The sequence below is a fragment of the Parasaccharibacter sp. TMW 2.1884 genome (assembly GCF_023337695.1).
In the GTDB taxonomy this organism is placed as follows: domain Bacteria; phylum Pseudomonadota; class Alphaproteobacteria; order Acetobacterales; family Acetobacteraceae; genus Bombella; species Bombella apis.
The window spans coordinates 159,102-177,705 of the sequence record NZ_QORR01000001.1; the positions used below are offsets into that span (position 1 = coordinate 159,102).

Annotated in this window: 19 protein-coding genes; 14 read left to right on the forward strand and 5 right to left on the reverse strand. The window is 60.8% G+C overall.

The window, feature by feature from the left end; translation table 11 throughout:
- Positions 1-78: 78 nt before the first annotated feature.
- The 14 genes from DTI93_RS00710 to glmM all read left to right on the forward strand — a co-directional run bounded on the left by DTI93_RS00710 (position 79) and on the right by glmM (position 13,835).
- Positions 79-828, forward strand: a complete 750-nt coding sequence (locus DTI93_RS00710; protein WP_043560868.1) for a YebC/PmpR family DNA-binding transcriptional regulator — start codon at positions 79-81, stop codon at positions 826-828.
- On the forward strand, positions 825-1,331 hold the full coding sequence (ruvC, locus tag DTI93_RS00715) for a crossover junction endodeoxyribonuclease RuvC (protein ID WP_043560866.1): 507 nt from the start codon (positions 825-827) through the stop codon (positions 1,329-1,331). The genes DTI93_RS00710 and ruvC overlap by 4 nt, the downstream gene beginning before the upstream one ends.
- Entirely contained in the window at positions 1,328-1,966 is a 639-nt protein-coding gene (gene ruvA, locus DTI93_RS00720; protein ID WP_043560863.1) for a Holliday junction branch migration protein RuvA, read from the forward strand. Before ruvC ends, ruvA begins: the two co-directional genes overlap by 4 nt.
- Before the next feature lie 29 nt (positions 1,967-1,995).
- On the forward strand, positions 1,996-3,045 hold the full coding sequence (gene ruvB / locus DTI93_RS00725) for a Holliday junction branch migration DNA helicase RuvB (RefSeq protein ID WP_373364562.1): 1,050 nt from the start codon (positions 1,996-1,998) through the stop codon (positions 3,043-3,045).
- Positions 3,046-3,069: 24 nt separating this feature from the next.
- Positions 3,070-3,504, forward strand: a complete 435-nt coding sequence (locus DTI93_RS00730; RefSeq protein WP_043560860.1) for a YbgC/FadM family acyl-CoA thioesterase — start codon at positions 3,070-3,072, stop codon at positions 3,502-3,504.
- 127 nt (positions 3,505-3,631) lie between these two features.
- Positions 3,632-4,363 (forward strand): protein TolQ, encoded by a 732-nt coding sequence (tolQ, locus tag DTI93_RS00735; protein ID WP_043560857.1) that lies wholly within the window; start codon positions 3,632-3,634, stop codon positions 4,361-4,363.
- A 5-nt stretch (positions 4,364-4,368) separates the two neighbouring features.
- Positions 4,369-4,803, forward strand: a complete 435-nt coding sequence (gene tolR / locus DTI93_RS00740; protein ID WP_043560856.1) for a protein TolR — start codon at positions 4,369-4,371, stop codon at positions 4,801-4,803.
- Positions 4,804-4,814: 11 nt separating this feature from the next.
- Positions 4,815-5,840, forward strand: coding sequence for a hypothetical protein (locus DTI93_RS00745; protein WP_052349152.1), 1,026 nt, complete (start codon positions 4,815-4,817; stop codon positions 5,838-5,840).
- A gap of 25 nt (positions 5,841-5,865) precedes the next feature.
- The gene (tolB, locus tag DTI93_RS00750; protein WP_043560854.1) at positions 5,866-7,233 is read left to right on the forward strand and encodes a Tol-Pal system beta propeller repeat protein TolB; all 1,368 of its coding nucleotides are present in this window, start codon (positions 5,866-5,868) and stop codon (positions 7,231-7,233) included.
- A 151-nt stretch (positions 7,234-7,384) separates the two neighbouring features.
- Positions 7,385-7,867 (forward strand): peptidoglycan-associated lipoprotein Pal, encoded by a 483-nt coding sequence (gene pal / locus DTI93_RS00755; protein WP_043560851.1) that lies wholly within the window; start codon positions 7,385-7,387, stop codon positions 7,865-7,867.
- 131 nt (positions 7,868-7,998) lie between these two features.
- Positions 7,999-8,943, forward strand: coding sequence for a tol-pal system YbgF family protein (locus tag DTI93_RS00760; RefSeq protein ID WP_166651626.1), 945 nt, complete (start codon positions 7,999-8,001; stop codon positions 8,941-8,943).
- Between the two features lie 5 nt (positions 8,944-8,948).
- Positions 8,949-10,238 carry a tRNA lysidine(34) synthetase TilS gene (gene tilS, locus DTI93_RS00765; protein WP_249079338.1) on the forward strand — a complete coding sequence of 430 codons (1,290 nt, stop codon included), beginning with the start codon at positions 8,949-8,951 and terminating at the stop codon, positions 10,236-10,238.
- Positions 10,239-10,387: 149 nt separating this feature from the next.
- Complete coding sequence (ftsH, locus tag DTI93_RS00770) at positions 10,388-12,274, forward strand: ATP-dependent zinc metalloprotease FtsH (protein WP_043560846.1); 1,887 nt, start codon at positions 10,388-10,390, stop codon at positions 12,272-12,274.
- 196 nt (positions 12,275-12,470) lie between these two features.
- Complete coding sequence (gene glmM, locus DTI93_RS00775) at positions 12,471-13,835, forward strand: phosphoglucosamine mutase (protein WP_043561575.1); 1,365 nt, start codon at positions 12,471-12,473, stop codon at positions 13,833-13,835.
- Positions 13,836-13,936: 101 nt separating this feature from the next.
- On the opposite strand, the gene DTI93_RS00780 is transcribed toward glmM, so the two are convergent.
- The 5 genes from DTI93_RS00780 to DTI93_RS00800 all read right to left on the reverse strand — a co-directional run bounded on the left by DTI93_RS00780 (position 13,937) and on the right by DTI93_RS00800 (position 18,486).
- A complete protein-coding gene (locus DTI93_RS00780; protein ID WP_248630366.1) occupies positions 13,937-14,680 on the reverse strand; it encodes a response regulator transcription factor in 744 nt (247 codons plus the stop codon).
- A gap of 483 nt (positions 14,681-15,163) precedes the next feature.
- Entirely contained in the window at positions 15,164-15,616 is a 453-nt protein-coding gene (locus DTI93_RS00785) for a hypothetical protein (RefSeq protein WP_249079340.1), read from the reverse strand.
- A 22-nt stretch (positions 15,617-15,638) separates the two neighbouring features.
- Positions 15,639-16,877: an aminopeptidase gene (locus tag DTI93_RS00790; protein ID WP_043561572.1), complete on the reverse strand. Its 1,239-nt coding sequence runs from the start codon at positions 16,875-16,877 to the stop codon at positions 15,639-15,641.
- 44 nt (positions 16,878-16,921) lie between these two features.
- Positions 16,922-17,986, reverse strand: coding sequence for a histidinol-phosphate transaminase (hisC, locus tag DTI93_RS00795; RefSeq protein WP_086431155.1), 1,065 nt, complete (start codon positions 17,984-17,986; stop codon positions 16,922-16,924).
- Entirely contained in the window at positions 17,983-18,486 is a 504-nt protein-coding gene (locus tag DTI93_RS00800) for an ankyrin repeat domain-containing protein (RefSeq protein WP_043560832.1), read from the reverse strand. The genes hisC and DTI93_RS00800 overlap by 4 nt, the downstream gene beginning before the upstream one ends.
- Positions 18,487-18,604: the final 118 nt, after the last annotated feature.

Below are 18,604 nucleotides of genomic sequence, written 5' to 3' on the forward strand. Positions count from 1 at the left end.
GGGCAGCCCCTTCTGATGCACGGTGTGCTGGTGCATGGTAATGGGTGTTTCAACATTGTTTTGGGAGAAGTAAGGTCCATGGCAGGACATTCACAGTTCAAGAACATCATGCACCGCAAAGGTGCGCAGGATGCCAAGCGCGCCAAGCAGTTTGCCAAGGTCATCCGTGAGATCACGGTGGCCACACGGTCCGGCATGCCAGACCCGGCCATGAACCCCCGCCTGCGTGCTGCCATCACGGCAGCCCGTGAGGTCAACATGCCCAAGGATACGGTCGAGCGTGCCATCAAGAAGGCCAGCGGTGCCGGTGGTGGTGAGGATTATGTGGCCGTCCGTTATGAGGGCTACGGTCCGGCTGGTGTGGCCATCATCATCGAGGGGCTGACCGATAACCGCAACCGTACGGCCTCCGAAGTCCGGGCGGCTTTCTCCAAGCATGGTGGTTCCATGGGAGAAACCAATTCCGTGTCCTTTGGCTTTGACCATATCGGCGTGATCACCTATCCGCAGGATGCTGCTTCTGAGGATGACATGCTGGAAGCCGCCATTGAAGCCGGGGCTGATAACGTGGAGACCACGGAAGACGGCCACGAAATCACCACGGCCATGGAGGCCCTGATGAGCGTGCGTGATGCGCTGGAAGGCCGTTTTGGCGAACCCCGTTCCGCCAAGCTGGACTGGCGTCCGCAGACGACCGTCACGCTGGATGAGGATCAGGCCCGCTCCGTTCTCAAGCTGATTGACGTGCTTGAGGAGAATGACGATGTGCAGGCCGTCTATGCCAATTTCGACCTCCCTGATGAGGTGGCCGAGGCTCTGGCAGCTTGATCCGTCTCATGGGGATCGATCCCGGCCTGCGTTTCATGGGCTGGGGTATCGTGGATGTGGAGGGGAACCGCCTGCGCCATGTGGCTGATGGTGTGCTGGCGACCCAGAGCGGTGATGACGTTCCCCGCCGTCTGTGCGACCTGCATGAGGGGCTGATGAGGCTCATCCAGCAGTATGGTCCTGCAGAAGCTGCCGTTGAGGAAACCTATGTGAACCGCAACGGCTCCTCCACGCTCAAGCTGGGCTATGCCCGTGGCGTGGCCCTGCTTGTGCCCGCCCTTGCCGGGCTGAGCGTGCATGAATATGGGGCCATGGCTGTGAAGCGGGCTGTGGTTGGTACGGGGGCGGCCACGAAGGAGCAGGTCAGCATGATGGTCCGCCGTCTGTTACCGGGGGCGGAGGTCCGGCGGGCTGATGCGTCCGATGCACTGGCTATCGCCATCTGCCATGCCCATCATCGGGCCAGTGCCCGGCATGTAGCCGCAGGAGTACGCATGGCATGATCGGACAGCTGACAGGCCTTGTCTCTCATATCGATGGTGATCACTGCCTCATTGATGTGAATGGGGTGGGGTATGTTGTCTCAGCCTCCAGCCATACGCTGGGGCTGCTGCCCCGCCCGCCGGAAGTCGCCCGTGTACTGGTGGAAACGGTTGTGCGGGAAGATGCCATCCAGCTTTTTGGTTTTGCGGAGGCGGATGAGCAGGCATGGTTCCGTCTTCTCACGACCGTTCAGGGTGTAGGGGCCCGTGTGGCTCTGGCCATTCTGTCAGTCAGCCGCCCCAGTCTGCTCTGGCAGGCTGTCCATGCTGAGGACAGGACAGCCTTTACGCAGGCTGCCGGGGTTGGCCCCAAGCTGGCAGTCCGCCTCCTGACGGAGCTCAGGAGCAAAGTGGCCAAAATGCCGGCTCCTGCCAGCATGAGTGGGACGTCCATGAGTGCTGGGGGGGGCGGAGCAGCCATCAGTACCAGCCTGCATGGCAGTGCCGGGCTGGAGCAGGATGCCCTCATGGCGCTGGAAGGGCTGGGCTTCCGTCGGGCTGAAAGCTGGCCCATCATCAGCCGTCTCATTGGAGACCACGTTGGGGAAGGGCTGGATGTCATCATCCGTCTTGCTCTCAAGGAACTGGCCCGGTAGGCAGAGGGTAGAGGGAAAGAACGGGGCCGATGAACCAGTTTGTGCCAGATATGCCGCCCGGCCGTGCGCCGGAGACGGATGCCACACGCCAGCCGGAGGATGTGGCCGATGCTACCCTGCGGCCGCAGACCCTGGCCGACTTTACGGGCCAGAAAGCCAGTCGGGAAAATCTCTCCATCTTCATCGAGGCAGCCCGCAAACGGGGTGATGCGCTGGACCACGTCCTGCTGCATGGCCCGCCGGGGCTGGGAAAGACGACTCTTGCGCAGATCGTCTCCCGTGAGCTTGGCGTGGGCTTTCGTGCCACGTCCGGGCCGGTGATCCAGCGGGCTGGAGACCTTGCGGCCATCCTGACAAATCTTCAGCCTCGTGATGTGCTGTTCATTGATGAGATTCATCGTCTCCAGCCAGCGATTGAGGAAATCCTCTATCCGGCGATGGAGGACTTCCAGCTGGACCTCGTCATCGGGGAAGGCCCCGCGGCCCGTTCCGTGCGGATTGATCTGGCGCCTTTCACGCTCGTGGCAGCCACGACACGGTCCGGCCTGCTGGCCACACCATTGCGGGACCGGTTCGGCATTCCGTTGCGTCTGGTGTTCTATACGCCTGATGAATTGCGGCAGATCGTCAGCCGGGGGGCGGGGAAGCTGGGCATGGCCCTGACAGATGAAGGAGCCGAGGAAATTGCCCGCCGTTCCCGAGGGACGCCGCGCATTGCCGGAAGGCTGCTGCGCCGCGTGCGGGACTTTGCGCTTGTGGCGAAGAAAGAGATTGTTGACCGTGCGCTGGCAGATGCAGCCCTCTCCCGGCTGGAGGTGGACAGTCATGGTCTTGATGCGATGGACAGGCGCTATCTGCGCCGCATTGCCGAGCATCACAGGGGTGGCCCAGTAGGGGTGGAAACTCTGGCAGCAGCTTTGGCAGAAGCCCGTGATACGCTGGAGGACGTCGTGGAACCCTATCTGATACAGGAAGGGCTCGTCCTGCGGACCTCACGGGGGCGGATGCTGGGTGAACCGGGCTGGCGTTATCTCGGTCTCACACCGCCATCAGACAATCTGGCACCACGGTTCCTGTAGGGGCCGTCATCGGGGGAGAACAGCATGGCGGCACATCACTGTCAGTTCCGTATCTATTATGAGGATACAGATGCAGGGGGCATCGTTTATCATGCCCGGTATCTGGGTTTTGCCGAACGGGCCCGGGCCGAGGCCTTGCGCAGCCTTGGGCTTGGCGTCGGAGAGATGGCAGAACAGGATGGAATCGGTTTTGTCGTCAGGCAGCTGGGTATCCGGTATCATGCGCCCCTGCGGCTGGATGAACTGATGGATGTGGAGACGGTGCTGCTTCAGATGTCGGGAGCCCGGCTGAATCTGCGGCAGGTCATCACCAATCTTTCCCGTGAGGGGCAGAAGTCAGTGGTGATTGAGGTGGAACTGGCCTGCCTGAAGCTGGCTGGCATGAGCCCCTTGCGTCTTCCGGCATCCTACAGGGAAAAACTCTCAGGACTGACGGTGCCGGAAGAACGTTCCGCCTGACAAAAGATTTAAAGATAAAGATGTTTGCTCTTTCTGCGTCCTGTGCCATTGAAAAAGGAGCATCCTGCCGCAACATGGGGCAGTAGTCCTTTATCCAACAGAACCATAGAAAACAGGAGAAAGCGGAGTGGATCAGGCTGTGAATTCGAGTGCTCTGGGTGCTGCCGGGGCAGCGGGGCTTTCGCCCTTTCATCTGTTCCTGAATGCTTCGCTGGCTGTGCAGCTGGTCATGATCGGGCTGGTGCTGTGCAGCATTTTTGTGTGGGCGGTGATTGTGGAGAAGGTGCTTCTCCTCCGCCGGGTCAATCGCGAGGCCACGGGGTTTGAGGACAGATTCTGGTCCGGCGGGTCTCTGGATGATCTTTATGACAGCGAGGGTGCCCGGCCTGTCCATCCGATGGCTGCCGTTTTCGGGGCGGCGATGGGGGAGTGGCGTCGGTCCTCCCGTATTGCGGGCATTGACGTGATTCATGGGGGTACGTCCGAGCGCATCGACCGGGCCATCAGCATTACGGTCGCTCGTGAGACCGAACGTCTGAGCCGCTACCTCGTCATGCTGGCCACCATCGGCCCGGTAGCTCCGTTTGTCGGGCTGTTCGGGACGGTCTGGGGTATCATGCACGCATTCAGCTCCATCGCTTCCATGCACAATACGAACCTCTCCGTCGTGGCACCGGGCATTTCCGAGGCCCTGTTTGCGACGGCCATCGGTCTGCTCACGGCCATCCCGGCCTATGTGGCCTACAACCTCATCAGCCGTAGCGTGGACAATTTTGCTGAGCGGATGGAAGGCTTCGGGACCGAGTTTGCAGCCATCCTCTCCCGCCAGTCCGAAGAGCGCGGCAGCGGGAGGGGCTGAGCATCATGGAGGCTTCATCACGCAGTGGACGCAGGGGCAGGCGGCGGAGCCAGCCTGAAGCTGGCATCAATGTCACCCCGCTGGTGGATGTCATGCTCGTGCTGCTCATCATCTTCATGGTGACGGCACCGATGCTGACCAGCGGTGTGAATGTCGATCTGCCGCAGACAAGCGCCAAGCCGGTCAACTCGGACGACAAGCCCATTACGGTATCCATCAAGAGCGACGGCAGCCTGTATCTGGGGGATGACCCTGTCAGTGGGGATGACCTCGTGACACGGCTGAAGCAGATGGCAAGCGATGATCCTGGCCGTCGCATCTTTGTGCGGGCCGATGCCCATATCGACTATGGCAAGGTGATGAGCACGATGGGGCAGATCACATCTGGCGGCTTCACGCATGTTGCCCTGCTGGCACAGCAGCCGCAGGGCGGCCAGTAAGGAGAGACTGTGTGAGCCTCTCTGCGTCATCACCGTTTGACGAAACACCACCGCCCTATCAGCGGCGGGAAAGGAAGCAGTCCAGCCTGGTGACGGGCGGGGTGCTGGCTTCCCTGCTGCTGCATGGGGGAGTGCTGGGCTTTCTGCTCTGGCATCCACAGCCACCGCTGCCGGAACCTCAGCCGGACGAGCAGACGGTCACCATGGTGTATGAGACGACCGGCGGGGCCCGGCCAGCGGCCCGGTCTTCTCACAAGGCCGAGGTTCCGGCGCCGCAGGCACCTACGGAGACAAAGGCCCCACCGGCGCCACAGCCGCCCAAGCCGAAGCCGGTTGAGCCACCTCCGCCCGCTCCGCCACCACCCCGGCCTGTACAGGCTGCGCCGGAACCTTCCCATGTGGCGGTGAAAACGCCGGTCCAGCAGCGTGCTCCCGTGCAGGAAAAGGGTGAGGTGAGTGAACAGGCAAAGCCGAAGCCGGAGCCCGTGCATAAGCAGGCACAGGTCAAGGCGCCGGATCACAAGGTGGAAAAGCCCCCTGCCAAGCCGCAGCTCTCCCATACCCAGCAGGAGCATGAGGCCAAAAAAACGCAGGAGGACAGCCGCTCCCTGCTGGCCACGCTGGATGAGTACCGGAGCCAGGAGAAGCAGGAGCGCCCGCCCAAGGCGATGCCCAATCAGGCGCAGGGTGGGTCACCCCGTGGTGGTGGCCGTCCTGATGGCGATACCGGGGCGCTGACAAGTGGTGAGCAGAATGCCATCGGGTCGTCCGTGCAGCGCTGCTACCAGGAGGATACGCTGGCCCGGAATTACCAGAATTTCTCTGCCCGCATGATGGTGACGGTGGATGCCTCCGGCGAGGCCCGCATGGTCACATTTCTGCCGGAGACCCGTGCCCGTATGGCAGCGGATCCGACCTATCGGGTCCAGGCCGAGCGGGCGAGGGATGCCGTGTTGAGTCCAACCTGTTCCCGCCTGCCCGTGCCGAAGCGCCTGCTGGGGCAGGTGCGGCAGTTCCGTTTTCTGTTCAAGCCCTGAGGCTGGATTTATCTGAGGTTGTTTCATGTCGTTTTTTTCTGATACCGAAGCCGGCATCCTCCAGCGGCATCTGTCCCGCCGCTCCCTTCTGGGCGGTGCTGCCGCCAGTGGTGTGCTTGTCACGCCGCTGGCTCTTCTGGGCGGGACGGCCCGGGCAGCAGGTGACAGCGCTCCGGCAGAGATCACGGTCGCTGGCGCCCATCAGGCCCCCATTCCCATCGTGATTCCTGATTTCGGGCCGGGGCTGGGGAACCAGATTTCTGGCGTCATTTCGGCCGACCTGTCCAGCACAGGGCTTTTCCAGGTCATGGGGGGAACGGTACCGGCTTCCGTTCAGCCGGATTTCTCGGCACTGAAGGGCCGTGGGGCCCGTGTGGCCGTGGCCGGCAGTGCCGCCGGGTCTGACAGCGTGCGGGTCGAGATGCGCCTTTGGGACGTTGTGGCGGGCCAGCAGATGGAAGGTCGGGCCTATACGGCCTCCCAGAGCAACTGGCGCCGCATTGCACACATCATTGCGGATGCCATCTACAAGCGCCTGCTGGGCGAGGATGGTTATTTCGATACCCGCATCGCCTATATTTCCCGTACAGGTCCCCGGCGGCATCAGTCCACCCGTCTGGCCATCATGGATCAGGATGGGGCCAATGCCCACATGCTGACCAATGGCAGCTGGCTGACGCTGGAACCCCGCTTCAGCCCGATCAGCGAGCAGCTGGCATTTCTGTCCTATGCCAACAATCGGCCCCGTGTGTATGTCTATGACCTCAATACGGGACAGCAGACCATTCTGGGCACGTTTGAGGGGATCTCTTTCGCTCCCCGCTTTTCTCCTGATGGGCGGAGCATCATCCTGTCCGCCACGACAAGGGATGGCGGGGCGGATCTGTATCTGATTGATCTGGCGACCCAGCATCGGCGTCGTCTGACATCGGCCCCGGGTGTGATTGATACCAGCCCGTGCTTCAGCCCGGATGGCCAGAACATCGTCTTCAACTCTGACCGTGGCGGTTCGCCACAACTTTACGTGATGAGCGTCAATGGTGGAGATGCCCGGCGCATTTCCTACGGCCATGGTCACTATGGCTCGCCCGTGTGGTCACCAAGAGGGGACCAGATCGCTTTTGTCCGCATTGGTTCAGGGGGGTTCACCCTTGGCGTGATGGGGCCGGATGGCGTTGGTGAGCGGTCTCTGACACAGGGCTTCACGGTGGAAAGCCCAAGCTTTGCCCCCAATGGCCGTGCGCTGGCATTCTGTCGCCAGAATGCGGCAGGGGCTGGGGGAGCGGGCTTCAGCTCTTCCATCGCCGTGATTGACGTGGCAGGCTTCAATGAGCATATCATTCCTACTACGACCGGGGCTTCTGACCCGGCCTGGTCGCCGCTGCGGCGCTGAGCGCAGGGAATGTTTTTCTGGTCATGGGAGACCTTGTGCTTCCATGGCATCGGTGGCCTTCGGGCTGCCAGCCGCCTTTCCCCATCTGCGTCTTGCAGGTGGGTGAAAAACTCCCCATCTACTGGGGTGCATCTTTTTGCAGGAGATTGTCATGAAGTTGAAGATGTTCGCCGTGCTGGGCATGGCCTGCGCTCTGACCGCCTGTAGTGGTAACCACAAGGACCACGACAACAATGGCGATGGGCAGAACATGCAGCAGATGAGCCAGGGTCCCGTTCCGGGCAGCCAGGCTGATCTGGTCGCCACTGCCGGGGACCGCGTCTATTTCGAGCTGAACAAGAACCAGCTCAACAGCGAAGGCCGTGCCACGCTGGACAAGCAGGCTGCCTGGCTTGCCCGTTACCCGCAGGTCAACATCCTGGTGGCTGGCAACTGTGACGACCGTGGCACCGAGGAGTATAACATTGCTCTGGGTCAGCGTCGTGCCAATGCCGCCCGTGAGTATCTGGAAGCCAAGGGTGTGGCGCCGTCCCGTATCATGACGATCTCTTATGGTAAGGACCGGCCGACGGCTGATGGTGATACGCCGGAAGCATGGGCACAGAACCGTAACGCCATTACGTCTGTCCGTTAAAGCAGGCCCGGTTCCGGGAAACCTGTAGGAAGGGGCAGATGATGCCCTTTCCGGGAAAGGTCGGGCCGGTTGAGGAAACCGGCCCGATTTTTTTATGTGTGATGATTGCCTGTCCGTTGGGAGATGAGATCATGGGTCATTCTGCTCGGCCTGTTCTGGGGCCTGTTTCAGCCATTCTGAAAAGTGCGCTGGGGGCCGTGCTGCTCTCCTGCACGGCAAGCGCAGCATTTGCTCCGGCATGGGCGGAGGATGGTCTCTCCCGCGAGGCCATCATGCGGCAGCATCAGGCACTGGCCCGTCAGCATGATGGTGGTGGCCTGGGTGATGGTGTGGGCAGTGTTGATGAGCAGGGTGAGGATCTTTCCGCTCCCCTTCCGACATCCAGCGGTGATGACAGCAACCGGTCTTCGGGTGTTTCATCAGGGCGTAGCGGAGGCGATCTTGTGGCCAATCTGCTGGAGCGTGTGAATTCTCTGGAGAGCCAGGTGCGGGAGATGCATGGCCAGATGGAGCAGATGAGCAATCAGCTTCATCAGGATGAGGCTGCGGTGGCGAAGCAGATGGGGGACATGCAGTTTGCCCTCGAGAATGGTCATCATGCTGCGCCCCGTCCGGCTCCCGAAGCCGGGGAAGCGGCGGCATCAGCCCCGGCGGCGGTCGTAGCGGCGCCGCCGGCAACGCCACAGGCAACCTCCGTGGCCGATACCCTCAAGGCAGGTCGTGCGGCTCTGAAGGCCCATCAGTATGAGGCTGCGGAGACACAGGCCCGGCAGGCCCTCAAGCAGAGCAAGACAGGCTGGAGCCGCACGGAGGCCCAGTATCTGCTGGCGCAGTCGCTGGCCGGGCAGAAATCCTACAAGAATGCCGCACTGACCTACTACGATGTGTACAGCCATTCGCCTGATTCCCCACGGGCACCAGAGGCCCTGCTGGGTGTTTCGGCGTCCATGCTGGCACTGGGCAACAGGACGGCATCCTGCGAGGCCCTGCAACGGCTGCACAAGGAATTCCCCAATGCTTCGGCCCGGGTGAAGTCGTCCGAGAAAATTTTCAGCGAGCGGGCAGGCTGTCATTAAGGAGCATGGTGGGGACGACGGAGCTGGATGAAGATGGGGTGAGGCCCGTCACGCCCGGTGAGTTTGCTGACATCATGTCCCGGATCGGTCCTGTGGGGCCGGATGAGGTGACGCATCCACTCTGCATCGCCGTGTCTGGTGGAGGCGATTCCATGGCATTGGCCCTGCTGGCCCGGGGGTGGAGGCGCCATGTTCTGGCGCTGGTCGTGGATCATGCCCTGCGGCCTGAATCGGCCGGGGAAGCTGCTCTGACCTGCCAGCGTCTTGCGGAACTGGATATTCCGGCACGGCAGCTCACGTTGGCCCCTCTCAGACCCGGCGGGATACAGAACCGGGCCAGAGAAGCCCGTTTCGGTGTTCTGGAAAGTGCCTGTATCGACGCTGGAGGCTCCGTTCTGCTGGTGGCGCATCATGAGGCAGACCAGGAGGAAACACTCTGGATGCGTCAGGAGCGGGGCAGTGGACCCCGGGGACTGTGTGGCATGGCGGCCCGGACTGTGCGGGGGCGGATCACTCTGCTGAGGCCGTTATTGGGGATTCGGCCGGAACGGCTGAAAATGACGCTGCGCACCGCTGGGGTGTCCTGGTGTGAGGACCCATCAAATCAGAACCGCCGTTTCCGCCGTGTGGAAGTCCGGCAGGATCTGACAGATGCCGGGCGGCGGGCGATGCATGTTCTCAGGCAGGATGCCTGTGCCAGACAGAAGAGGGTTGAGGATCGGCTGGCGGCTCTCATGGCCTGTGGGGTGGCCTGGCAGCCGGAAGGATGGCTGAAACTTGCACCGGAAATTCTTCAGCTGGGGGGCGGTGAGGATCATGACACGGAGCCGTTGCTGGAGGATGAATTGCTGGGGCGGCTGATCCGCCTTGTGGGGGGGCAGGATTATGTGCCTTCCCGTCAGGCTGTTGTGGCCCTGCGGCGGGCTGGAAAAGGCTCTCTGGGGCGGGTCTGCCTGCATCCTCTCCGGGGGCGGGAAACAGGCTGGATGCTGTACCGCGAGGCCAGGAATCTGACGGAAAAGCGTCCGGCCCGGCATGGGCAGTGCTGGGACGGGCGCTGGCGGTATCTGGGGCCTGATCATGCGGATGCGGTCGTGGCGGCTCTGGGGCCGTGGCAGCGGGCGGGCCGGGCCGTTCCGGCCTGTGTTCTGCCCGCTCTGCCTGCCCTGTGGGTTGGGGGTGAACCTGTTGCAGTTCCAGAGGGCATGAGAGGGCTGCGGCCCGACCTGCCCCGTGTGACTTTTGTCTGGGATGGGGGAACGCCCCTGACAGGGGAACGGGACTGGACGGGATGAAACAGGCCGTGCGAATGAGGCGGAATCAGGGTTTTTCATCCATTTTGGCCTGATGGGGGTGGGAACGCTGCCAGAAATACCTATCTTGAAGGCACTGAGTGTGACGCCGGCCCGGCCTGTGCGTCCCGATTTGTGAGGTTTTTGAAGAGATGAAAAACATTGGCCGTAATGTTGCGATCTGGGTGGTCATCGTCCTGGCGGTCATCGGCATGTTGGCGGCATTCCAGCCTGGGGGCAGCCGACAGGCCGTTCAGAAGATCGCCTATTCTGACTTCGTGCATGATGTGGAGCGTCATGAGGTCCGGTCCGTTACCATCCGGGAGCAGAACATTTCCGGCGTGCTGACCAATGGTACGTCGTTCGAGACCTATGCTCCGTCCGACCCCTCGATGGTGTCCCGGCTGACGGCGGCTGGAGTTGAGGTGACTGCCCACCCGCCCCAGAGTGATGACAATCCCGTTCTTCGTTACATTGCGGCTTATCTGCCGATCATCCTGATGCTGGGCCTGGGCTTCATGGTCTTTCGCCAGATGCAGAATGGCGGGGCCGGGCGGGGGGCGATGAGCTTCGGCAAGTCCCGTGCCAAGATGATGGTGGAGAAGAAGGGGCGTGTCACCTTTGCCGACGTGGCCGGGGTGGATGAAGCCAAGGAAGACCTTGTCGAGATTGTCGACTTCCTCAAGGACCCGCATAAATTCACCCGTCTGGGGGGACGCCTGCCCAAGGGTGTTCTGCTGGTTGGTCCTCCCGGTACAGGGAAGACCCTGCTGGCCCGTGCCGTGGCTGGCGAGGCCAATGTGCCGTTCTTCAGCGTTTCCGGATCCGATTTTGTCGAGATGTTCGTCGGTGTTGGTGCATCCCGTGTCCGTGACATGTTCGAACAGGGGAAGAAGAATGCGCCCTGCATCATCTTCATCGATGAGATCGATGCCGTAGGCCGCCAGCGTGGTGCTGGTCTGGGAGGTGGCAATGATGAACGTGAGCAGACACTGAACCAGATGCTTGTGGAGATGGATGGTTTCGACAGTAACGAGGGGGTCATCCTCATTGCAGCGACCAACCGTCCCGATGTGCTGGATCAGGCTCTGCTGCGTCCGGGCCGGTTCGACCGGCAGGTCGTCGTGCCCAACCCGGACATGCTGGGGCGTGAAAAGATTCTTCAGGTTCATCTGAAGAAGCTGCCCCTGTCTGCGGATGTCAACCCAAGGGTGATTGCACGGGGCACGCCGGGTTTTTCGGGTGCGGAACTGGCCAATCTTGTCAATGAGGCCGCCCTGTTTGCGGCACGGCAGAACAGGAAGGTCGTCTCCATGGCCCAGTTTGAGGAGGCCCGGGACAAGATATGGATGGGTGCCGAGCGCCGGTCTGCCGTCATTGAGGAGGAAGAAAAGCGCATGACAGCCTATCACGAGGCTGGCCATGCCATTGCTTCCGTGCTGACCCCGGGGACAACCCCCATCCACAAGGCTACGATCGTGCCTCGTGGGCGGACTCTTGGCATGGTGATGAGCCTGCCGGACAAGGACCCTGATGTCATATCCCGTCGGGAGGCCTATGCCCGCATCGTCGTGGCCGTGGCCGGGCGTGTGGCGGAGGAGATCATTTATGGTCATGATGCCGTGACCAGCGGTGCGGCCTCCGACATCAGCCAGGCGACCAGCACAGCCCGGTCCATGGTGGCACAGATCGGCATGAGCGAGCTTATCGGCATGGTGGACTGCACGGACAGGAGTCAGATTTCCGGCCAGACAGGTCGTGAGATCGACCAGGAAGTCCGCAAGCTGATCGATCAGGCATATGGCCAGTGCAAGCATACTCTTCTGACCCATATTGATGCCCTTCATGCCCTTGCTGCGGCGCTGGTGGAATATGAGACGCTGACGGGCGAGGAAGTGAAAAAGGTCATCCGGGGGGAACCGCTGGGCAAGGAAGAAGAGGAGGAATATTCCTTCAATGGGCGTCGTCCGTCGGTGCCATCTTCCGGTGCCATGTCGGGCGCTGCCAGTGGGGGAGAAGTGGCCTCCCAGCCGGCCTGATCGGGCTGAGGCTATTCTGGTCTGACTGACAGGGATGACGGGCGCATGGCAGCATTGGCCATGCGCCCGTTCTGTTTATGAAAGGCTTGCGTATCGGGGGAATGGCTGGCATTGCAGGGAGCATCTGGTGCAGGAAGGCAAGCCCTGTCAGCTGTTGGCAGAAGCCGCATATGGTATGGAAGACGGAGGGGAAGTCATGGCAGACGGGCGGAAGTTTTTCGGGACTGACGGGATCCGTGGCGAGGCCAATACGGCACCCATGACGGTGGAGATAGCCCAGAAGCTGGGGCAGGCGGCGGGTCTGTATTTCTGCCGGCAGACAGGGCGCCAGCATCGCCACACGGTTGTGCTGGGCAAAGATACGCGTCTTTCCGGTTACATGATCGAGTGTGCCCTAGTGTCCGGTTTTCTCTCGGCAGGTGTGGATGTCGTCCTGCTGGGGCCGCTGCCTACGCCTGCTGTTGCTTTTCTGACCCGCTCCCTGCGGGCTGATCTGGGTGTCATGATTTCGGCATCCCACAATCCTTTCACGGATAACGGGATCAAGCTGTTCGGTCCAGACGGGTTCAAGCTTTCCGATGCTGTTGAGGCAGAGATCGAAGCCCTGATGGGGGACGATCTGAGCGGACAGCTGGCATCGCCTGCGGCCATAGGGCGGGCCTCCCGCCTGAATGATGCGGCAGGCCGGTATATTGAGAGTGTCAAATCGTCCTTCCCGCGGGGACTGCGGCTGGATGGCCTGAAAATCGTGCTCGATTGTGCGCATGGTTCTGCCTACCGTGTGGCACCTGCAGCCCTTTGGGAGCTGGGGGCAGAGGTCATAACCATAGGGGCCTCACCGGATGGGTTGAACATCAATGATGGTGTCGGCTCTACCCATCCGCAGGCACTCTGTGAAGCTGTGCGGGCTCATGGGGCAGATTGCGGTATTGCGCTGGATGGGGATGCGGACCGTGTCCTGTTCACCAATGAGCGGGGCGAGCTGGTGGACGGGGACCAGATACTGGCTCTCATCGCTACACTCTGGAAGCGCATGGGGCGGCTGAATGGTTCCGAGATCGTGGCGACTGTCATGTCCAATATCGGGCTGGAGGATTATCTGGCAACGCAGGGGCTAAGCCTGTATCGAACGGCTGTCGGGGACCGTTATGTTGTGGAGCGCATGCGCCAGACGGGAGGCAATCTTGGCGGGGAGCAGTCCGGCCATATGGTGCTGTCCGATCACGCCACAACAGGGGATGGCCTGCTGGCGGCGCTTCAGGTTCTGGCAGCTCTGGTGGAATCCGGCCAGCCAGCCAGTGAGCTGTGTCATCTTTTTGAGCCTTATCCCCAGACCCTGAAAAATGTGGCCTACAAGGGTGATAATCCCATGAAGCATCCGGCCCTTGGGGAGATTGTCAGCTGGGCGGAAGAACGGCTGAAGGGGAAGGGGCGTCTTGTACTGCGGGCCAGCGGGACAGAACCGTTGATCCGCGTGATGGTGGAGGCCCGGGACAGGGCTCTGGTAGCCGAGGTCGTGGACCGGGTCAGTGCCCATATCCAGACGTTGGCCGGAGCCTGAAAAGCCTTTCCCTTTCAGTAAGGAAAAAGCCCCTGCACCATGGGGCAAGGGCCTTTTTCTTTACTTCACGGGAGATGGGAGGGCTGCTCCGTGCCTGGATTTCAGCCTGCCTGACGCAGGGGAGCTGACCCTTCGGTAAAGCCTTGCGAAGAAGCAGAGGTACCAGCCGCCACGGCCGGATCCTGAAGGATGTAACCCCGACCCCAGACGGTGGTGATCATGTGTTCGGCACCGAAGCGCTGAAGCTTGCGCCGCAGCTTGCAGATGAAGACATCAATGATCTTCATTTCGGGTTCGTCAATGCCACCATAGAGATGGTTCAGGAACATGTCCTTGGTGAGGACTGCACCCTTGCGCAGGAGCAGCAGCTCCAGAATGGAATATTCCTTGCTGGTGAGGTGCAGGAAGTGACCATTGACGCTGACCATCCGGCTTTCAAGGTCCAGTTCCAGCGGGCCAACGCGCAGGCGTGATTCAGCGATGCCGTAAGAACGGCGGGTCAGAGCCTGGATGCGCGCCTGGGTCTCGCTCATGTCGAAGGGTTTGGTAACGTAGTCATCAGCCCCAGCTGAGAAGGCGGCCACCTTGGTCGGGGAGTCTGTCCGGACGGACAGAACCATGATGGGCGTGGAGATCCGGGAGCGTCGGACCTGACGGATGAGCTCTTCTCCCGGCAGGTCGCTCAGCACCAGCTCGGTTATGAAGAGATCATATTCATAGTGCTTGAACATGTTGAGGGCTTCATCGGCGGTTTTGACATGGTCGACCGCGTAAGAGGACTTCCCCAGTACCTTTACCAGATGGCTTACAGCGCCGCTGTCGCTATCAGCGATGAGAATACGCATAATTTCAACTCCCCTTGGAACGGTTGTATTATGGAAGAGATTTTTTATGAAATGCAACCTTTGATTGTTTTTTTAGCAATCCATACAACCAGAACTTTCGTCGTATATGTCAGGATCATAGGACTTTTTTGTGTCAAATAAGGGGTTTTTTGATGTTTTTCTTTACAGAAAAGAAGAATATGATAGGCTTCTGATAAGGTAATATGAAGTTATACTTACATTTAATTTATAATTTTTTTTTACATACTGAAATTATTCTCAACAATTACCATAGTAAAAAATTTTATTTAAATATAAGTGAAAAATTAAGCAACAATATAGTTTTGCTAAATGGGCCTGTCGAACAAGGGTTATAGAACGTTCCTAATTTTTTTTATGGGAACGGGGCAGGTCATCAATTCTTTTAATGATAAAATAAAACTGTTTTAATCCTATTTCGAGGGTAAAACATTTGGAAATAGGATGTATGAGGTCCGAATCGTTTCAGGCTTCACCGCTCTTCGTATCGGTGGAGGCCAGAAGCTGGGTGATCTGTTCTGGCGTGCCGATCAGGGCGCAGGCAACGGGATGGGTCCTGTCTGCAACCAGGACAATGCGTGTCTGCGTAGAGCTGGGGAAAAGGTCTGTTTCCACGGTAAAGACGGAGGCATCCTGCCTGTCCTGTGCCTTTGCCCCACGGGCCGCCTCGTTGAGGAGGCGGGCGCAGATGCGCTCCAGTGCGGGGAGCAGGCGGTTGGCTGTCTGCTCCTCCGTTTCAATTCCGTCGGTTGTGGAGCGACGGTGATGGGTGACCAGCTCGACCCAGCCTGACCGGGTCAGGAAACTGGGGATACCCGTATCGGGTGTCTCCCGCTCGGCACGGAGGATGAGGCCGGTCCGGGCGAGGGAGAGGATGTCCAGCTTTGGCAGGCGGGCGGGGTCAAGAGCAATGGTCACGGTTACTGTTTCCTTGGAGGGGTCAGACCCATTCGCCAGAGCGCATGAGGGGTGTGCGCTGGCCATCCTTCAGGCCGTCAATGTTGATCCTGTCGGAACCGATCATCCAGTCGATATGGATGATGGAATGATTGGCTCCACGGGCGATCAGCTCTTCTTCACTCTGCCCTTCAGGGTTGGTCATGCATTTCGTGTAAGCCTGCCCAAGAGCGATGTGGCAGGCGGCATTCTCATCGAACAGGGTGTTCTGGTACAGGATGCCACTCCGGGAGATGGGGGAGGAGTGGGGTACGAGGGCAACCTCGCCAATGCGGCGTGCGCCTTCATCACTGTCCAGAATGCGTTTCAGCACATCTTCGCCTTTGCTGGCATGAGCCTCCACGATGCGCCCCTTTTCGAAGCGGACCCGGATTCCGTCAATCAGCGATCCCTGATGGAAGAGTGGCTTGGTGCTGGAGACGGTCCCTTCCACACGGGCACAGTGTGGGGTGGTGAAGACTTCCTCTGTCGGGATGTTCGGGTTGCAGACAATGCCATTCTTGGCTTCTTCGGCACCACCGGCCCAGAGGTGGCCATCCGCCAGCCCGACCGTCAGGTCTGTGCCCGGTCCGGTGAAGTGCAGGGCGTCGAAGCGGCGGTCATTCAGCATGGCAGCACGGGCATGGAGGGTCCGGTTATGGTCCGCCCAGGCCGCTACCGGGTCGGCCACATCCACGCGGGAGGCCTGGAAGATGCCATTCCACAGGGCGGTGAGGGCTTCCTCTGCTGGCAGATGTGGAAAAACCTGCTCGGCCCAGGCCGGTGTGGCGCAGGCAATGATGTTCCAGTTGATGTCAAAATTGGTGATGCGTTCCATGGCCGGACGATAGGCCGTGGAGCTGGCCCGGCTGACACGGGAGATGTGGTCCGGGTTCTGGTCCTTCAGCAGGGTCGGGTTCCCCCCCGTGATGGCCATGCGGGCGGCTCCTTTGCCAAAGGCTTCCGCCATGCCGTTGGCCAGCCAGCCCGCTGCCGTGTCAAAGCTGTCTTCATGACCGTGCTGGAAGCGGGCCAGCGTAGTCTCATCATCCTGATACAGGGTTGTGACCAGTGACGCTCCGGCCTTGTATGCATGGGCCGTGATGCGCCGGATGAGGGGTACGGCTTCCAGCCCTGCCGTGATGATGAGCTGCTGGCCAGGTGTGATGTTCAGCCCCGTACGGACGGAAACTTCGGCCAGACGGTCCAGAAGCTGGTCATGTGTGAAAGAGGATGTGGGCATGGGTCTGTCCTGTTAATCTGTAAAATGATGAGGGGGCTGATGCGTCAGCGGGGCAGCAGGTCATCCAGTGCGGCCAGCAGGGCGTCCATCTCCTCATCCGTGCCGATGGTGATGCGGAGCCAGTCGCTGATGCGGGGGCTGCCGCCCTGATGGCGGACGATGATGGCCCGCTCCCGCAGGCCGGTGAAAAGCGTGTCAGCTGGGCATGAGGGGTGATGGGCCAGAATGAAATTGGCCGTGGAGGGCAGGACCGTCATGCCACGCTCCCGCAGGGCTGCCACGGTGCGCTCCCGTGTGGCGATGATGCGGGTGGTGGTCTGTTCCAGCCACTCCGTGTCCCGGATGGAGGCTTCAGCCCCGGCCTGTGCCGGGCGGGACAGCGGATAGGAGTTGAAGCTGTCTTTTACCCGTGTCAGCCCTTCCACCAGCTCCGCCGAGCCGATGGCATAGCCCACGCGCAGCCCCGCCAGACCGGAGGATTTGGAGAAGGTACGGACGATGAGAAGGTTGGGATAACGCTGTGTCAGGGCCACGGCGCTGGTCCCGCCGAAATCGACATAGGCTTCATCGATGATGACCGTCTGGGCATTGAAGCGCTTCAGAAGTCCTTCAATGGCTGGCAGGGGCAGGCTGATGCCGGTGTTGGCATTGGGATTGGCGATTATGACACCACCAGCCGGACCGTCATAATCGTCTGGTGCGATGGTGAAATCATCCCGCAGGGGAATGGTGCGGTAATCCAGCCCGAACATCTGGCAGTAGATCGGGTAGAAGCCATAGGTCACATCGCTGAACAGGACCGGCGCATCGTCACGGAAGAGGGCCCGGAAGGCGTGGGCCAGGACCTCGTCAGAACCGTTGCCGGTGAAGACGCACTCGACCGGAACTCCTTCCTGTTCAGCAATGGCCGTGCGCAGGGCCAGGGCTGTCGGGTCTGGATAGAGGCGCAGGTCATCAGTTACGCTGGCCTTCATCGCTTCCAGCGCACGGGGGGACGGACCGTAGGGGGACTCATTGGTGTTCAGCTTGACCAGATTGGTCATGCGGGGCTGTTCACCGGGGATGTAGGGCTGGAGGTCGTGGACCTGCCGGTTCCAGAAACGGCTCATGGGGCGGTGGCCTCCGCAAAGAGGCTGCCAAGGCCCTGGCGGTGGGCAAGGTCTCTGGCGGAAAGGCCTTCCGTATCCCGGATGTCCGGGTTGGCGCCACGTTCCAGCAGCAGGCGGGCCATGCCCTGCCGTCCGAACATGATGGCAAACATGAGCGGCGTGCGCCCGGCATGGTTGGCCTGGTCGATATTGGCGCCACGCTCCAGCAGCAGGCGGGCAATGGCCTCATACCCCTTGAAGGCCACACCGGAGAGCGCCGTGGCCCCCTTGGCGTCCACGCCGTTCGGGTCGGCCCCGTTGTCCAGCAGCAGGCTGGCCGTGTCGAGCTGGTCGTTGTAGGTGGCGACGATGAGGGGTGTATAGCCCCGGCTGTCGGCACAGTCTGCCGGCATGCCGGCCTCAAGAAACTGCCTGACCAGATCATTCTCACCATTGCGGGCCGCATCGATGAAGAGAGCGGTGATCTGCTCCGGGGTGAAGGACATTTCGGGCTGCGTCATGGATGGGCTGCCTTTGCGGTAAAAGAATGGGTCGTGTCAGAGGCCTCTGAATGTCCTGCCTGCCGGTGGTCAGGTCAAGGGGGAAAAGGCCTTTCTGGCGTGCAGGATATGTGGTTGC

Excerpts from the sequence above, each read along its gene's own strand:
- DTI93_RS00710 (WP_043560868.1), top strand. The coding sequence starts at position 79 with ATGGCAGGACATTCACAGTTCAAGAACATCATGCACCGCAAAGGTGCG.
- ruvA (WP_043560863.1), top strand. The coding sequence starts at position 1,328 with ATGATCGGACAGCTGACAGGCCTTGTCTCTCATATCGATGGTGATCAC.
- ruvB (WP_373364562.1), top strand. The coding sequence starts at position 1,996 with ATGAACCAGTTTGTGCCAGATATGCCGCCCGGCCGTGCGCCGGAGACG.
- DTI93_RS00730 (WP_043560860.1), top strand. The coding sequence starts at position 3,070 with ATGGCGGCACATCACTGTCAGTTCCGTATCTATTATGAGGATACAGAT.
- tolR (WP_043560856.1), top strand. The coding sequence starts at position 4,369 with ATGGAGGCTTCATCACGCAGTGGACGCAGGGGCAGGCGGCGGAGCCAG.
- tolB (WP_043560854.1), top strand. The coding sequence starts at position 5,866 with ATGTCGTTTTTTTCTGATACCGAAGCCGGCATCCTCCAGCGGCATCTG.
- pal (WP_043560851.1), top strand. The coding sequence starts at position 7,385 with ATGAAGTTGAAGATGTTCGCCGTGCTGGGCATGGCCTGCGCTCTGACC.
- DTI93_RS00760 (WP_166651626.1), top strand. The coding sequence starts at position 7,999 with ATGGGTCATTCTGCTCGGCCTGTTCTGGGGCCTGTTTCAGCCATTCTG.
- tilS (WP_249079338.1), top strand. The coding sequence starts at position 8,949 with ATGGTGGGGACGACGGAGCTGGATGAAGATGGGGTGAGGCCCGTCACG.
- ftsH (WP_043560846.1), top strand. The coding sequence starts at position 10,388 with ATGAAAAACATTGGCCGTAATGTTGCGATCTGGGTGGTCATCGTCCTG.
- glmM (WP_043561575.1), top strand. The coding sequence starts at position 12,471 with ATGGCAGACGGGCGGAAGTTTTTCGGGACTGACGGGATCCGTGGCGAG.
- DTI93_RS00780 (WP_248630366.1), bottom strand. The coding sequence starts at position 14,680 with ATGCGTATTCTCATCGCTGATAGCGACAGCGGCGCTGTAAGCCATCTG.
- DTI93_RS00790 (WP_043561572.1), bottom strand. The coding sequence starts at position 16,877 with ATGCCCACATCCTCTTTCACACATGACCAGCTTCTGGACCGTCTGGCC.
- hisC (WP_086431155.1), bottom strand. The coding sequence starts at position 17,986 with ATGAGCCGTTTCTGGAACCGGCAGGTCCACGACCTCCAGCCCTACATC.
- DTI93_RS00800 (WP_043560832.1), bottom strand. The coding sequence starts at position 18,486 with ATGACGCAGCCCGAAATGTCCTTCACCCCGGAGCAGATCACCGCTCTC.